Below are 15,848 nucleotides of genomic sequence, written 5' to 3'. Positions count from 1 at the left end.
CCTTTTACCCTTAGGAAGCCGCCATGCCCCCCATGATCCTCCGCTTCACCGGCCTCTTTGCAGGCTTGCTGATGTGCGCCAACGCCATGGCGCTGTCGCTCAATGACCTGTCACAAAAAGACGCTACCGGGGGTCTCAAGGACGCCCTGACCCAAGGCGCACAGCTCGCCGTCAAACAACTGGGCGCTCCAGGCGGCTTCAGTAACAACCCTGAAGTGAAAATCGAGCTGCCGGGCAAACTGGGCAAGGTCGCCAGCAAGATGAAACAGTTCGGCATGGGGGCCCAGGTCGATCAACTGGAGACCAGCATGAACAAGGCCGCTGAAACGGCCGTGGTCCAGGCCCAGCCGATTCTTGTGGATGCGGTGAAGAAGATGACGGTCGACGATGCCAAGGGCATCCTGGGCGGCGGCAATGACTCGGCCACGCAGTACCTGAGCAAAACCAGTCGCGAACAGATCCGCGTCAAGTTCCTGCCCATCGTCAAGCAAGCCACCGACCAGGTCGGCCTGGCCAAGCAATACAACGCCTTCGCCGGTCAGGCGGCTACCCTGGGTGTATTGGATGCCAAGAACGCCAACATCGAAGGCTATGTGACCGAGCAAGCGCTGAACGGCCTGTTCGAGATGATCGGCAAACAGGAAGAAACCATCCGCAACAACCCGGCCGCTGCGGCGACCAGTTTGGCGAAGAAGGTGTTTGGCAGCCTGTAAACAGTGGGAGCAAAGCTTGCTGCGGGAAGCGTTGCGACGATAGCCCTGAGGCGATCTGCGAGTGAAATCGCGTAGCATCGATCGCGAGCAAGCTTTGCTCTCACAGGGGAGGATCAGGCCGGGTCCTTCCTGATGCGGAACCATGCCGCATACAAGGCCGGCAGAAACAACAGCGTCAACGCTGTGGCCACAATCAGCCCGCCCATGATGGCAACCGCCATCGGCCCGAAGAACACGCTGCGTGACAGCGGGATCATCGCCAGCACTGCCGCCAGCGCCGTCAGCACGATTGGCCGGAAGCGTCGGACCGTGGCTTCGATGATCGCTTGCCAAGGCGTGAGCCCGGCGGCGATGTCCTGCTCGATCTGGTCCACCAGGATCACCGAGTTGCGCATGATCATCCCCGACAGGGCGATGGTCCCCAGCATCGCGACGAAGCCGAACGGCTGCCGGAATACCAACAGGAACAGCGTCACGCCGATGAGCCCCAGCGGCGCGGTCAGGAACACCATCACCGTGCGCGAGAAGCTGCGCAGTTGCAGCATCAGCAAGGTCAGTACCACCACGATAAACAAGGGTACGCCAGCCTTCACCGAGTTCTGCCCACGGGCCGAATCTTCGACGGTGCCGCCGACATCCAGCAGGTAGCCGTCCGGCAGCTCGGCGCGAATCGGATCGAGGGTCGGCATGATCTGCGCCACCAGGGTCGCCGGTTGTTCCTTGCCGTAGATATCGGCCCGAACGGTGACGTTGGGCAGGCGATTACGGTGCCAGATGATGCCCTCTTCAAAGCCGTATTCCAGCGTCGCGATCTGTGACAGCGCCACGCTGCGCCCGTTGTCGGTCGGCACGGCGAGGCTCGGCAGCAACGACAGCTCGGTACGCTCGTGCAGGGTGCCGCGCAGCAGGATCTCGATCAATTCGTTGTCTTCGCGGTACTGGCTGACGCTGGAACCGGTCAGGGAACTCTGGAGGAATTTTGCCAGGCTCGCGGTGCTCACCCCAAGCGCCCGGGCACGGTCCTGATCGACGTTGAGGTACACCACCTTGCTCGGCTCTTCCCAGTCCAGGTGCACGTTGACCACATGCGGGTTCTCGCGCACTTTCGCCGCGACCTTGCGCGCCAGGGCACGCACCTCCTCGATGTGTTCACCGGTCACCCGGAACTGCACCGGATATCCCACGGGCGGGCCGTTTTCCAGGCGCGTCACCCGCGAGCGCAAGGCCGGAAACTGCTCGTTGAGGGTCTCGATCAGCCAGGTGCGCAGGGGTTCGCGGTCTTCGATGGTCTTGGCCAGCACCACAAACTGGGCAAAGCTGGCGGCTGGCAGTTGCTGATCCAGCGGCAGGTAAAAGCGCGGTGACCCGGTGCCCACGTAAGCCACGTAACTATCGATACCGGCGTGATCCTTAAGCAGCACTTCGAGACGTTTGACCTCTTCGGCGGTGTTGCTCAGGGACGCGCCCTCGGCCAGCTTCAGGTCGACCATCAGTTCAAGGCGGCCGGACGCCGGGAAAAATTGCTGCGGCACAAACCGGAACAGCGCAATAGAGGCAATGAACAACACCACGGTTAACACGATCACGGTCTTGCGCCACCGTACGCACCACTCCACCAGGCGCCGCACGCGCTGATAGAACGGAGTGCCGTAAGGATCAGGCTGACCACTGCCGTGTTTGGCTGCGTGAATTTTCGCCAGATCAGGCAGGAGTTTTTCCCCCAGATACGGCACGAAGACCACGGCGGCGACCCAGGACGCCAGCAGTGCGATGGTCACTACCTGGAAGATCGAGCGGGTGTACTCGCCAGTGCCCGATTGCGCCGTGGCAATCGGCAGAAAGCCGGCGGCGGTGATCAGCGTGCCGGTGAGCATCGGGAACGCGGTGCTGGTCCAGGCGTAGCTGGCCGCCTTGACCCGGTCGAAGCCCTGCTCCATTTTGATCGCCATCATTTCCACGGCGATGATCGCATCGTCCACCAGCAAGCCCAGCGCCAGCACCAGGGCTCCGAGGGAGATTTTGTGCAGGCCGATGCCCAGGTAATACATGCAGGCGAATGTCATCGCCAGCACCAGGGGAATCGCCAACGCCACGACCATGCCGGTGCGCACGCCAAGGGAGAAGAAACTTACCAGCAATACGATCGCCAGGGCCTCCACCAGCACCTGGATGAATTCGCCAACGCCGGTTTTTACTGCAGCGGGCTGGTCCGAGACCTTGCGCAACTGCATCCCGGCCGGAAGATTCTTCTGGATGCGGTCGAATTCGACTTCCAGCGCCTTGCCCAGCACCAGGATGTCGCCACCGTCCTTCATCGCAACCGCCAGGCCGATGGCGTCCTGCGCCATGAAGCGCATACGCGGCGCCGGCGGGTCGTTAAAACCACGCCGTACGTCAGCCACATCGGAAATGCGGAACGTACGCTCGCCCACCCGGATTGGAAAGTTCTTTATCTCATCGACTGTCTGAAAATTCCCCGACACCCGCAGCTGCAAACGTTCACTGCTGGTTTCGAAGAACCCCGCCGTAGACACCGCATTCTGCTCTTCCAACGCTTGCTGGACTGCGGCCAGGGGCAAACCCAGGGTGGCGAGCTTGACGTTGGACAGCTCGATCCAGATCTTCTCGTCCTGCAGCCCAAGCAGCTCGACCTTGCCGACATCCTTGACCCGTTGCAGCTGGATCTGGATGCGATCGGCGTAGTCCTTGAGCACCGCGTAATCGAACCCATCGCCGGTCAGGGCGTAGATATTGCCGAAGGTGGTGCCGAATTCATCGTTGAAAAACGGCCCCTGGATGCCCGGGGGCAAGGTGTGGCGAATGTCGCTGATCTTCTTGCGCACCTGATACCACAGCTCGGGAATCTGCACCGAGTGCATGGAATCCCGGGCGATAAACGTCACCTGGGATTCTCCTGGACGAGAGAACGACACGATGCGTTCGTACTCCCCGGTTTCCATCAGCTTCTTTTCGATGCGTTCGGTAACCTGCCGCGAGACTTCCTCGGCCGTTGCGCCCGGCCAATTGGTGCGAATTACCATGGCCTTGAAAGTGAACGGCGGGTCTTCGCTCTGGCCGAGCTTGGTGTAGGAAAGCGCTCCAACCACGGCCAGCAGCAGCATCAGGAACAGTACGATCTGGCGGTTACGCAACGCCCACTCGGAAAGATTGAAGCCCATCGGGGATTACTCCTTGTCCGCCAGATTGATCACGCGGTTGGAGCGGTCCACCGGGCGCACCTGCTGCCCGTCATGCAGCACATGAACACCGGCGGCGACTACCCAATCAGTGGCGTTCAGGCCTTCCAGCACCGGCACGGTCTTCTCGCCGAAGGCGCCGACACGCACCGGGGCTTTTTTCAGGGTGTTGTTGGCGCCGAGTACCCAGACGTAGGTGGCGCCGTTTTCTGCGGTGACTGCCGAGAGCGGCACTGACAGCGATACGACGTCAGCGGCCTGGATAAACACCCGGGCGCTCTGACCGAGTTCGGCCGGTACTTTGCCGGCGGTGAAGGCAATACGCGCGGCGAACGTGCGCGACTTCGGATCGGCCGCCGGCGAGAGTTCGCGGATCCGCCCGGCAAAGCGCTGGTCAGGTTGGGTCCAGAGCTCCACGGACACCGGCTGGCCCACCTTGAACCGGCCAAAACTCTGCTCCGGAAGGCTGATCAGCACTTCCCGCTCACCATCAGTGGCCAGGGTAAACACGGTTTGCCCGGCGGCTACCACCTGCCCGACTTCCACCGCCCGCTTGGCCACCACACCGTCCTGGGGCGCCCGCAGAACGGCATAGCTGGCCTGGTTGGTCGATACGTTGAATTCGGCTTTGATTTGCTTGAGGCGCGCTTCACCGGATCGGTAAAGATTTTCGGAATTGTCGTACGCCGAACGGCTGACCATCTGACGGTCCATCAAGGTCTTGTAGCGATCACGCTCGGCACGCACCAGATTGAGATTGGCTTCGGCCGCCGCGACCTGGGCGCGGGTGGCCTCCAGTTGCAGGCGTACGTCCTGGGGATCAAGCTCCGCCAGCGGCTGATCAGCCTTGACCCGCTGCCCCTCCTCGACCAGTCGTCGAATCACCTTGCCGCCAATCCGGAAAGCCAGGTCCGGCTCGAAACGCGCCCGCACTTCACCGGGGAAACTTTCCATGGCCTGCGCCGAAGGCTCTGGCTGCACCATCATGGCCGGTCGCACCGTGACCTGAGGCGCCTCCTCATGACCGCACGCGGACAATAAAAAAGCCAGACCGACTGGCAACGCGAGGGGCAAGGCATAGCGGAACATGGTGAAGGACCTTTCGCTAATGGTGCTTGGAATAATTATACTGGCCAGTATGTTATTAATAGCAAACTCACCAGTCCAGTATTAAAGCGAAGAATGCCCAACAATCTTTCAGCCCCCAACGGCCCTGGCCGTCCCAAGGATCTGGCCAAGCGCCAGGCGATCCTCGACGCGGCGAAAAGCCTGTTCCTGAGCAACGGCTACGCGAACACCAGCATGGACGCAGTGGCGACCGAGGCCGGCGTGTCAAAGCTCACGGTGTACAGCCACTTCAACGACAAGGAAACGCTGTTTTCCGCGGCCGTCGTGGCCAAATGTGAAGAACAACTGCCGCCGCTGTTTTTCGAGTTGCCCGACGGCATCGCAGTGGAGACCGTGCTGCTGAACATTGCCCATGGTTTTCACCAACTGATCAACAGCGATGAATCGGTGAACCTGCACCGCCTGATGATGACCCTGGGCAGCCAGGATCCGAAGCTCTCGCTGATCTTCTTCGAAGCCGGCCCCGAGCGCATGCTGCATGGCATGGAACGGTTGCTGGTAAGGATCGACCAAAGCCGCGCGCTGAGCATCGATAAACCGCGCAACGCGGCCGAGCATTTCTTTTGCCTGCTCAAGGGCGCAGGGAATTTTCGCCTGCTGTATGGCTGCGGCGCGCCGCTGGCCGGGGAGGCCGCGGAAAGCCATGTGCGGGAGGTGGTGGGGTTGTTTATGCGGGCTTATCGGCCGGATTCAGTCTGAGTTATTTGCAGCAAGGACCGGCCCCATCGCGGGCAAGCCCGCTCCCACAGGAGGTCTGTGATTTAACACGAATCCCTGCGGGAGCGGGCTTGCCCGCGAAAGGCGCAACCCGGTCTCAGGACTTGAGCGCCTTCTTCGGATAAATATCATACCGACTCGATTTCCCGTCCAGCGCATGGCTGGGCTTGGGCCCCTCAATGCACGGTGCCTTGCGCGGGCGCTTGACCACCACGCGATGGCTGGCAAGGGCTAACGCCGCTGCGAGCAAGGCCGGCGCATCCAGGTCATCGCCCACCAGTGGCCGGAACAGGCGCATCTCCTTCTTCACCAGCGCGGTTTTCTCACGATGCGGGAACATCGGGTCCAGGTAGATCACCTGCGGTGGCTCCCCCTCCCAGTTGCGCATCACCTCGATCGAGTTGCCCTTGAGCAAACGCATGCGCGCCACGATCGGCGCCACGTCGAAATCCTCCGCCGCACGCAGCAGGCCATCTTCGAGCAAGGCGCCAATCAAAGGCTGGCGTTCGATCAGGCTCATCTCGCAACCCAGACTCGCCAGGACAAACGCATCCTTGCCCAGCCCCGCCGTGGCATCCAGCACCCGCGGCCGCACGCCTTGGCCGATACCCACCGCCTTGGCGATCATCTGCCCGGTGCCACCGCCAAACAGGCGCCTGTGGGCCGCACCGCCTTCGACAAAATCCACCCGCACCGGCCCCGGCGCATCGGCCCCGAGCTGTTGCAGTTGCAAACCCTGCTCGCCTACCTGCAGCGCGAACTCGGCATCGGCCACCTGCAACGGCAAACCCAGGCGCTCGGCCCATTGTTCGGCCTCTGGCTGGAAGGTCGTGCTCAGGGCTTCGACATGGATGCGGCAGGCCGACGGTTGCTCAATCATGGAAAACACACTCAAAAAATTAATGATCGGCAAAAACGGCCGATAACAAAACTATCGAGCATTTTGCCAGAGCTGAGCGTCGACCGAGAAAAATGTCAGACATTCAACCCATCATCACAGGCTTTATCTCGCCCTACGGCGATTACAGCCTGCGAAACTCCCAAGCACTGAGCGGCGTCAGTCATCTGTGGCAGGATTTTTTTGCCCGGGCCCTGGCTGATCAGTCGAAGGAAGAGGTGCTCCCCGCTTCGCTGGATTTCCCGGCGGTCGACCTCGACAGCCCGGTCGAACCCACCGTGGGTAGCGACCTGCTCGCGCATATCGTTTCGCAGCGCGAATGTAACGTGCAGGACCACGTAGTACGCCCGCCCGAACCACTGTTCCTGCCAATTGCCGAGTTCGAGCTGGACCTGGTCGACAAGCCCTTCCCACCGTTCCCGGAAGAAGAAATCGTCGCCCAACAGAAACAGCAGGATTTCGAAAGCGCCTGGGTTCGCCCGATCGTGCTCAATGCTGGCCAACCGTTGGCAGACGTTGGCCCGGCGCCACAACCGCGCCTGCTGCACCTGCCCATCGCCGAATTCGAACTTGATCTGCTGGACAAGCCGTTCCCGCCTTTCTCGCCCGAAGAACTGGTGGATCAGCAGAAAAACTTCGACTTCGACATCGGCTGGGCTCGCCCGATCGTCCTGCACAACCTGCGCATCGCCGCCTGACCGTCAGCGGCACACCGACCACGGCCCGACATCCACATGAAAGTGATTGTGATGGGCGGCATTGTAATCCGGACTCAAGACCACACTGAACAGCCCACAGCCGCCATTGCGAACCTGCCGTAAAAACTGCGCGTCGCGATTATCCCCTGGCCAGTCCTTGAGCACACTGATCGTTCGCCCATCTGCCAGGCGAAAACCGGCGATGTCCAGCGCATCGGCGGACGCATGCTGGCTGCGCCTCGCATTCTCGCGCCCGTAGACGTTGCGACAGGCGAAGCTGCCCAGATGATCGACCCGCGCCACCGCCTGCCCATAGATCGCCTGAGCTGCAGGCTGAAGGGCATGGCGCTCGAACAGTGCGAAGGTCACGGCCAATGGGCAACTGGCGAGGAAACTGCTGCTCAACGCGACCTCGCCGCCCTGTATGCGCAAGGTATTAAGCAGCGGGCAGGTCGCGTCGGGGCTATCGGCCTGGCGGTTCACGCGCAAGCCGGAAGTGGCCAGGGCCTGGTCACACAGCTGGGCATCGGCGCGCAAGCGCATGAGTTTGTAGCGCGTGAGGACATTCGGCGCAGCGGCAACGTCCAGCGGCGCCCAGGGGTTCCACTGCGGCGGTACCGCGATCCAGCCACGCCACACGCCCGCAGCGGTTGAGCCGATGATCAGCAGCAGGAACAACAGCCACCAGCGCAACCGCATCGTCAGCCCTTGAACAATTGATTGGCCTGGGCGTACGGCATGGACCTTGAGGTGAAGTCAAACGTGCCGGCCTCCTTTATCTCCCGCGCCGCACGGAAAAACTCGCCATAGGCCGCCAGAGCCAGCGCCGAACCGACGCTGATGCGCCTGACGCCCATGTCGTTCAATTGCGCGACCGTCAATTTGAGGCCACCGGACATCAGCACATTGACCGGCTTGGGCGCGACCGCACGAACCACCGCCAAGACCTCCTCGGCACTGCGCAGCCCGGGTGCATACAGCACGTCGGCGCCCGCTTCAGAAAACGCCTGCAGACGGTGGATCGTATCCGCCAGGTCCGGATTGCCGTGCAGGAAGTTTTCCGCCCGGGCCGTCAGCGTGAAGGCAAAGGGCAAGCTGCGAGCGGCTGATACTGCCGCTTCGATCCGCGCCACGGCATGTTCGAAACAATAAATCGGCGCGTCATCGCGGCCCGTCGCGTCTTCGATCGAGCCGCCAACAGCCCCGGCCTCTGCCGCACGCAGAATACTTTGCGCACAGGCGGCGGGATCATCGGCAAAGCCGTTCTCCAGATCGACCGCCACTGGCAGGTCCGAGGCCGCGACGATCGCCCGGACATTGGCCAGGGTGTCATCCAGGCTCAGTCCGCCGTCCGGGCGAGCATTGGAGAAGGCATAACCGGCGCTGGTGGTGGCCAGGGCCTGGAACCCCAGGCTGGCGAGCATTTTCGCCGAACCGGCGTCCCACGGATTGGGAATCACGAAAGCCTTGTCGCGTTCATGCAGCGCTTTGAACGCCTGGGCTCGAAGGGTTTGCGCATCCATTGGCAGGCTCCTGGAAAAGACGACTCACGCCTCAGAGCAAACCAAGTTGTTCGGCGGCGGGCTCTCTGTATAGCTCAGGCAGCGCCGGCAGACCAGGTAAACGCAGCATCAGTTGAGTGTGGAAACGTTGCGCGAGTTTCGCCGCCAGCAGGTTGTCGGCGGTGTGCAGGAAGATATAAGGCGTGCGGCCCTCCTCGATCCACTGCGCAATTTTTTCCACCCAGGGCACCAGGAACGGATCATTCGCTTCCAGCTGTGGATGACCAATGAAGCGCACCTGTGGGCACTGTGTGAACGCCGCCGGGCGAGTCGCCACGTTGGGCTTCTTAGCCTGGGCGTCGAGCACGGCAGGATCGGTCGAGGTGCAACTGAACAGTGCCCGTGGATCGAGGCAGATACGTTCGATGCCACGATCGCGCAACAATCGATTGAGAATGCGTTCGCTGTCGCCCTTGGCGAAGAACTCCCGATGGCGCACCTCCACCGCCAGTGGCCGCTCCAACGCATCAATGAAACCCGCCAGTTCGGGCAGGCGTTGCGGTGTGAAGCTTTTCGGCAGTTGCAGCCACAGTGGCGAGACTCGTTCACCCAAGGGGCTGAGCAGTTGCAGGAAAGTCTCGGCCGCAGTCAGCTGTTCACGCAGGTCGCCGCTGTGGCTGATGTCGCCGGGGAATTTGGCAGTAAAGCGAAAGTGCTCGGGCATGGTGTCGGCCCAGCGCTGCACAGTACTGGCAGCCGGGCTGGCGTAGAAGGTTGTATTGCCTTCAACCGCATTGAACACCTGGGAATAAAGCGACAGGAACTCGGCAGGCCGGGCATCTTGCGGATAGAAGTAATCGCGCCAGGCGTTTTCACTCCAGGACGGGCAACCGAGGTAATACGGCAGCCGCATCAGATGTACAGGTCGAGGCCCAGCACGTCTGCATCCCAATCGACGAAACCGGCAGTGCTGAGGTAGCTGGCAAGGGCCATTGCGACGCTCTTGCTCATGGCGCGATGGTAGATCATGTCCTGCTGACGCGCCGGAAGATTACCCAGGCGTTGCGCGCCAGCTTTGGCGGCGCGGGCGGCCATTTGCTCTTCGGATGGATATTCCAGCTCACCGTCGATATCGACCGGCTCGTCCTGCACCACAGTGCTCTTACGCTGTTGGCGCTTGATGGGGTAGGACTGAGAGGAAAAGCCGTCTATACGCATAAAGTCATGCTCGGTATCGATGATGGCAGTTTAGTGGCGCGCAGGGCTCTTCGCAAACTGCCGAATGATAACTAGAACACAAAAAAGGCAAAAGGTTTAAACATGGAAGATGGAAACTGACGATTGGCTGTGTCTGCGAGGCCGTCTTCGCGGGCAAGCCCGCTCCCACAGGAGGCATGTCGCACACAAGTTCAGTGACAACTCGCAATCTGTGGGAGCGGGCTTGCTCGCGGAGAAACCACCGCGATTCAAGCTTATCTTGCTTTGGGCGTCGCCACTTTATCGCGCAAATAAACCGGCTGCGCCTCATCCGCCACGATGGCTTCACCGCGCGCCCAGGCAAATCTGGCCAGCGTCAGCAGGTCTTCAGCGTGGGGCAACATGCCCGCATCCTGCCCGCTCGGATTGACGGCTATGCGCTCGGCATAGCCCCAACCGGTACCCGCACCGAACCACTCGCCGCTGGCATCGGCAGGCAACGCTGCCGCTTCCGGCGCCAGCACCGCTTCGGCACCGACCAGGCGCATCTCCCCCGCTGTCTCGCGGTAGCAACCCCAATACACTTCATCCATGCGCGCGTCGATAGCCGCGGCCACCTGGCTCACGCCATGCTCGCGCAAGGCCCGCTGCGCCAGCACTGCCAGGTTGGATACCGGCAGTACCGGGCGATCCAGGGCAAAGGCCAGGCCCTGGACCACGCCGATGGCGATCCGCACGCCGGTAAATGCTCCCGGCCCCCGGCCAAATGCGATGGCGTCGACCGCCTGCAGCGTGGTCCCGGCGTCTGCCAGCAACTGCTGAATCATCGGCAACAGCTTTTGCGCGTGCAGGCGCGGGATCACCTCGTAATGGCTCGTGACCTTGCCGTCATGCAGCAAGGCAACAGAGCAGGCTTCAGTCGCGGTGTCCAGGGCCAGCAAGGTGCTCATCGATGTTTCCGTAAGAGAGTCAGAAAAAGTGCGCCAGTATAAACAACTACGGCCCGCAAGCGGGCCGTAGAAGATCAAACGCAGATCAGCTCAGGGCTTCAAGCACCTTGCCGGTTATCGCTTCGACGGAGCCGACGCCAGCAATGTGGCTGTACTTCGGCTTGCCATCGGTTTCAGCCGACAGCTTCTGGTAGAAAGCCACCAGCGGTTTGGTCTGGGAATGGTAGACCGACAGGCGATGACGAACGGTTTCTTCAGTGTCGTCCTTGCGCTGCACCAGGTCTTCACCGGTGATGTCGTCTTTACCGGCAACTTTCGGCGGATTGTAGACGGTGTGGTAGACGCGGCCGCTGGCCTCGTGAACACGGCGACCGGCGATGCGCTGAACGATTTCTTCGTCGTCAACGGCGATCTCGACCACGTGATCCAGCTCCACGCCGGCTTTGACCAGCGCTTCAGCCTGAGGAATGGTGCGCGGGAAACCGTCGAACAGGAATCCGTTGGTGCAGTCAGCCTGGCTGATGCGTTCCTTGACCAGGTTGATGATCAGGTCGTCGGAGACCAGACCGCCGCTGTCCATGACGCTCTTGGCGATCAGGCCCAGCTCGGTGCCAGCCTTGACCGCTGCACGCAGCATGTCGCCAGTGGAGATTTGCGGAATGCCGAATTTCTCGGTGATGAACTTCGCCTGAGTACCTTTACCGGCCCCGGGAGCTCCCAGCAGAATGACGCGCATCGATGTGCTCCTCAATTTTTTATATGGATAACGTCAGATTCGCCTCATGGGGCCAATCTCAAAAATAGGGTCGTGACCGCCCAAACGGCCAAAGGCTGCTCAAGATACACAGCAGTTCCTGCCCACACAAGCCGCCGAAAGTCGGAGAAACCCACGCCTTGCGTGACTTTGCGACGGGGTACCCCAAGTCGCAACCCCATCACTAACTGTCGCCTGACCGCACTTTCGCGCGACTCGGCGGCAGGCATCCGCCACCCGCTGCAGGTGCCGGACGCCACCGCAAAATGTTAGCCGGTGTTACGCAAACCAGCGGCAATCCCCGCCACAGACACCAGCAGCGCCTGTTCTACCGGGCTGCCTTGAGTGACTTCCTGCTGCCGGGAGCGCGCCAGCAACTCCGCCTGTAATAGATGAAGCGGGTCGAGGTAGGTGTTGCGCAAGCGGATGAATTCGAGGGTGGCTGGGCTATGCGCCAGCAGTTGGGACTGACCGGTCAGCCCCAGGACCACCGCGCAGGCCTGCGACAATAGGTCGCGTAAATGCGCACCTAGTGGCAGCAGATCCGGCTCCACCAGACGCTCGTCGTAAGACCGGGCGATGTCCGCATCGGCCTTGGCCAGGACCATCTCCAGCATATCGATGCGCGTGCGGAAGAACGGCCACTGCTCGCGCATCTGCCCCAGCAACTCACCTTCGCCGCGCTCCAGCGCCTTGCTCAGTGCCGCTTCCCAGCCAAGCCAGGCTGGCAACATCAGTCGGGTCTGGGTCCAGCCGAAGATCCAGGGAATGGCCCGCAGGCTTTCAATACCACCCGCGCGTCGCTTGGCCGGGCGACTGCCCAACGGCAGGCGACCGAGCTCCTGCTCCGGGGTGGACTGGCGGAAATACTCGACGAACTGCGGATTTTCCCGCACCACTGCGCGATAGGCTTTCACGCCATCAGCGGCCAGTTCGTCCATCAGATCGCGCCAGGCCGGCTCCGGCGGTGGCGGTGGCAACAACGTTGCCTCCAGCACGGCCGCCAGGTAGAGGTTGAGGTTCTGTTCGGCGATATCCGGCAGGCCGAATTTGAAGCGGATCATTTCCCCCTGCTCGGTGGTGCGGAACCGCCCCGCGACCGAACCCGGCGGCTGCGACAGAATGGCTGCGTGAGCAGGACCGCCGCCACGTCCAACGGTGCCACCGCGGCCGTGGAACAACAGCAGCTCCACCTGCTGCTCGCGGCAAATATCGACCAGGCGTTCCTGCGCGCGATACTGCGCCCAGGCGGCCGCCGTGGTACCGGCATCCTTGGCCGAGTCGGAGTAGCCAATCATGACTTCCTGCGGGCCGTGCAGGCGTGAACGATAGCCTGGCAGGAGCAACAGTTTTTCGATCACCGGGCCGGCGTTATCCAGGTCGGCGAGCGTCTCGAACAGCGGCACTACACGCATCGGCCGCAATACCCCGGCCTCCTTGAGCAGCAGCTGCACGGCCAGCACGTCCGAGGCGGCGCCGGCCATGGAGATCACATACGAGCCCAGCGAAGCGCCCGGCGCGGCGGCGATTTCCCGGCACGTGGCCAGTACTTCGGCGGTGTCGGCCGATGGCTTGAAGTACGCCGGCAACAATGGTCGACGGTTGCCCAGCTCGCGCATCAGGAAGTCGATGCGCTCTTCTTCAGTCCAGTCCTCGTAGCGCCCCAGGCCCAGGTAATCGGTGATTTCGGTCATGGCCGACGAATGCCGCGAGGAGTCCTGGCGTACATCCAGGCGTACCAGGAACAGCCCGAACGTCACCGCTCGGCGTAGACAATCGAGGAGCGGTCCATCGGCAATCACGCCCATGCCGCACTCGTGCAGCGACTGATAACACAGCTGCAGCGGACCTAGCAGGTCGCGGTTGTCCTGCAGCACATCAGCCGTTGCCGGTGTGCTGGCTGTCAGGGATGCATGCGCCCAGTTACGCGTTGCCCGCAGACGTTCACGCAGTTGCTTGAGCACCGCGCGGTAAGGTTCGGCGCTGTCGCCGGCCTTTGCCTTGAGCCCATCGCTGGCCTGCTGCATCGACAGCTCCGCTGCCAGTTGATCGATGTCACGAACGTACAGATCCGCCGCCATCCAGCGCGCCAGCAGCAGCACTTCGCGGGTGACCGCCGCCGTGACATTCGGGTTGCCGTCGCGATCGCCGCCCATCCAGGAAGCAAAGCGAATCGGCGCAGCTTCCAGCGCAAGGTGCAGGCCGGTGGCGTCGTGCAGGGCCTTGTCGGCCTTGCGCAGATAATTGGGAATGGCTTGCCACAGCGAGTGCTCGATGACCGCAAAACCCCATTTCGCTTCGTCCACCGGGGTCGGGCGGGTGCGGCGGATTTCCTCGGTGTGCCAGGCTTCGGCGATCAGGCGTTGCAATTTGACCTGGATCTGCTCGCGCTCGGCGCTGGTCAGGTCGCGATGGTCCTGAGCCGCCAACTGCTCGGCGATGGCGTCGTATTTCTGGATCAGGGTACGGCGTGCCACCTCCGTCGGGTGCGCGGTCAGCACCAGCTCGATCTCCAGCCGCCCCAACTGCCGCGCCAGCGCTTCGGCACCATGACCTTCGGCCCGTAAGCGAGCGAGCAACTCCGGCAATACCCGGGCCTCGAAAGGTGCCGGTTGGGATTCCTCGCGTCGGTGGATCAGTTGGTACTGCTCGGCGATATTGGCCAGGTTGAGAAACTGGTTGAACGCCCGCGCAACCGGGAGCAATTCATTTTCGCTCAACTGGTTGAGGCTGGCGCTCAGCTCGGCGTCCATCGAACCGCGCCGGTCGGCCTTGGCCCCCTTGCGAATCTGCTCGATCTTGTCGAGGAAGCCGTCGCCATACTGCTCGCGAATGGTGTTGCCCAACAGCTCACCCAGCAGGTGAACATCCTCGCGCAAGCGTGCATCAATATCGGTCATCAGCAGTTCTCCAGCAAAAAATCCGGGCGGCCAGGAACCTCAAGAGTGCCGCTCCAGACTGTTTCTGACAAGCAGACGACGAAGGGACTGTAAACCTTTGGGGTTGAAGCTAGTCTGAAGAGTAAGCCGTACAACGGCTTGCCGCCCCTCACCGGCGGATACTCTCCGGCCTGCCACGAGCAGGCGCGCAATGAGGTTGTCATGAAAATTCGCGAGCTCGCCCAGCATTGGGAAGAAAATGCCAAAGGTCGCCTGACCGACACCGGTTACAAGATTCACCTGGACGTGGAAGCGGCCGCGAGACTGGCGGCCATCACCGAAATGTACCCCAAGCGCCAGCCCGAAGAACTGCTCGGGGAGCTGATCGGCGCCGCGCTGGAGGAGCTTGAGAAAAGCTTCCCGTATGTGAAGGGATCGACCGTCGTGGCAACCGACGAAGAAGGCGATCCATTGTACGAAGAAAGCGAGCACGCAATAGGAAAAACTCAAGATCTCTTGAAAGCCGCCTAGACCATGGGTTAGCGATCATTTCAACGAACCATGAGTGGTAAAGACAGTCACAGATTTACGAACACATGTAGCCAAGCCGGAGATACCCCATGGACACCTTCAAGACCATGCTCAGCAACTGGGAAAACAAGGCTCACGAAGCCTCGGAGCTTGCTGAAATCACCCTGACCATCCGCAAACAAGACCTAGTGAAAATCAAAGCCTTTGCGGAAGCCTACGAACTGGATGAAAGCGTCATCACTGAGGGGCTAATTCACACTGCTATAAAAGAAGCGGAAACAGCCATGCCCTACATCAAAGGGTCTGAGGTGTTCCGAGTGGAGGAAGGTGAAGAGATTTTTGCCGACGCTGGTAAGACACCCGCCTACGTCGAAGCTGAACAAGCAATTTCAAAGACCCTACGGGGATAGGGTCTGTAATCCTGAATAGAGCCTCGCAAGAGGCTATTCAGGTTGACCTTGTTGACTAGCCAGTTTCTGAACTGCCTGAGCATAAAGCGTTTCGTAACCTTGAAATTTACTCATTCTGGCCTTATTAAGCAAAGAACCTTCAGACATTTTCATTAGGCAGTGGTAGGTTTTTACAAAAACATTCTGATAGCCGTCCTGAATATCTTTATCAGGAGAACTAACCTGACCACACTTCAAACACATTCTCACATAATTCTGTCTCTTATACACATCT

15 protein-coding genes and 1 pseudogene are annotated in these 15,848 nt (G+C 61.1%); 5 read left to right on the top strand and 11 right to left on the bottom strand.

Annotated features, from left to right (window positions below):
• Positions 1-35: 35 nt before the first annotated feature.
• Positions 36-713, top strand: coding sequence for a DUF4197 domain-containing protein (locus UB23_RS15075; protein WP_177328562.1), 678 nt, complete (start codon positions 36-38; stop codon positions 711-713).
• Positions 714-826: 113 nt separating this feature from the next.
• Here the strand turns inward: UB23_RS15075 and UB23_RS15070 are convergent, their stop codons facing one another.
• Together UB23_RS15070 and UB23_RS15065 are read right to left on the bottom strand one after the other, a co-directional pair.
• Positions 827-3,892 (bottom strand): efflux RND transporter permease subunit, encoded by a 3,066-nt coding sequence (locus UB23_RS15070; protein ID WP_045060113.1) that lies wholly within the window; start codon positions 3,890-3,892, stop codon positions 827-829.
• A 6-nt stretch (positions 3,893-3,898) separates the two neighbouring features.
• A complete protein-coding gene (locus UB23_RS15065; protein WP_045060112.1) occupies positions 3,899-4,999 on the bottom strand; it encodes an efflux RND transporter periplasmic adaptor subunit in 1,101 nt (366 codons plus the stop codon).
• 93 nt (positions 5,000-5,092) lie between these two features.
• Between UB23_RS15065 and UB23_RS15060 the strand changes: the two genes are divergently transcribed.
• Complete coding sequence (locus UB23_RS15060) at positions 5,093-5,737, top strand: TetR/AcrR family transcriptional regulator (protein ID WP_045060111.1); 645 nt, start codon at positions 5,093-5,095, stop codon at positions 5,735-5,737.
• Between the two features lie 115 nt (positions 5,738-5,852).
• Here the strand turns inward: UB23_RS15060 and UB23_RS15055 are convergent, their stop codons facing one another.
• Positions 5,853-6,635, bottom strand: coding sequence for a class I SAM-dependent methyltransferase (locus UB23_RS15055; RefSeq protein ID WP_045060110.1), 783 nt, complete (start codon positions 6,633-6,635; stop codon positions 5,853-5,855).
• Positions 6,636-6,727: 92 nt separating this feature from the next.
• Here UB23_RS15055 and UB23_RS15050 point away from each other — a divergent pair, with 92 nt between their 5' ends.
• The gene (locus UB23_RS15050; RefSeq protein ID WP_045060109.1) at positions 6,728-7,351 is read left to right on the top strand and encodes a hypothetical protein; all 624 of its coding nucleotides are present in this window, start codon (positions 6,728-6,730) and stop codon (positions 7,349-7,351) included.
• A 3-nt stretch (positions 7,352-7,354) separates the two neighbouring features.
• Here the strand turns inward: UB23_RS15050 and UB23_RS15045 are convergent, their stop codons facing one another.
• From UB23_RS15045 to ppc, 7 genes are all read right to left on the bottom strand, one after another.
• Entirely contained in the window at positions 7,355-8,050 is a 696-nt protein-coding gene (locus tag UB23_RS15045) for an extensin-like domain-containing protein (protein ID WP_045060108.1), read from the bottom strand.
• Between the two features lie 2 nt (positions 8,051-8,052).
• Positions 8,053-8,874, bottom strand: a complete 822-nt coding sequence (locus tag UB23_RS15040) for an isocitrate lyase/PEP mutase family protein (protein ID WP_045060107.1) — start codon at positions 8,872-8,874, stop codon at positions 8,053-8,055.
• Positions 8,875-8,905: 31 nt separating this feature from the next.
• On the bottom strand, positions 8,906-9,766 hold the full coding sequence (locus UB23_RS15035; RefSeq protein WP_045060106.1) for a DUF72 domain-containing protein: 861 nt from the start codon (positions 9,764-9,766) through the stop codon (positions 8,906-8,908).
• Positions 9,766-10,071, bottom strand: coding sequence for a hypothetical protein (locus UB23_RS15030; protein WP_045060105.1), 306 nt, complete (start codon positions 10,069-10,071; stop codon positions 9,766-9,768). Before UB23_RS15030 ends, UB23_RS15035 begins: the two co-directional genes overlap by 1 nt.
• Positions 10,072-10,325: 254 nt before the next feature.
• Positions 10,326-11,000, bottom strand: coding sequence for a tRNA (adenosine(37)-N6)-threonylcarbamoyltransferase complex dimerization subunit type 1 TsaB (gene tsaB / locus UB23_RS15025; protein WP_045060104.1), 675 nt, complete (start codon positions 10,998-11,000; stop codon positions 10,326-10,328).
• 85 nt (positions 11,001-11,085) lie between these two features.
• Positions 11,086-11,736: an adenylate kinase gene (gene adk / locus UB23_RS15020; protein ID WP_045060103.1), complete on the bottom strand. Its 651-nt coding sequence runs from the start codon at positions 11,734-11,736 to the stop codon at positions 11,086-11,088.
• 287 nt (positions 11,737-12,023) lie between these two features.
• Positions 12,024-14,654: a phosphoenolpyruvate carboxylase gene (ppc, locus tag UB23_RS15015; protein WP_045060102.1), complete on the bottom strand. Its 2,631-nt coding sequence runs from the start codon at positions 14,652-14,654 to the stop codon at positions 12,024-12,026.
• A gap of 201 nt (positions 14,655-14,855) precedes the next feature.
• Here ppc and UB23_RS15010 point away from each other — a divergent pair.
• A pseudogene (locus tag UB23_RS15010) lies at positions 14,856-15,116 on the top strand (pilin assembly protein); the annotation flags it as partial.
• Positions 15,117-15,253: 137 nt separating this feature from the next.
• Positions 15,254-15,574 carry a hypothetical protein gene (locus tag UB23_RS15005; RefSeq protein ID WP_045060100.1) on the top strand — a complete coding sequence of 107 codons (321 nt, stop codon included), beginning with the start codon at positions 15,254-15,256 and terminating at the stop codon, positions 15,572-15,574.
• A gap of 33 nt (positions 15,575-15,607) precedes the next feature.
• On the opposite strand, the gene UB23_RS30280 is transcribed toward UB23_RS15005, so the two are convergent.
• Positions 15,608-15,848, bottom strand: a 241-nt coding sequence (locus UB23_RS30280; protein ID WP_045060099.1) for a hypothetical protein, incomplete at its 5' end; no start/stop codon positions are given.

This window comes from Pseudomonas sp. ES3-33 (genome assembly GCF_000952175.1).
In the GTDB taxonomy this organism is placed as follows: Bacteria; Pseudomonadota; Gammaproteobacteria; order Pseudomonadales; family Pseudomonadaceae; genus Aquipseudomonas; species Aquipseudomonas gregormendelii.
This window is presented reverse-complemented; position numbering and strand designations above follow the sequence as displayed.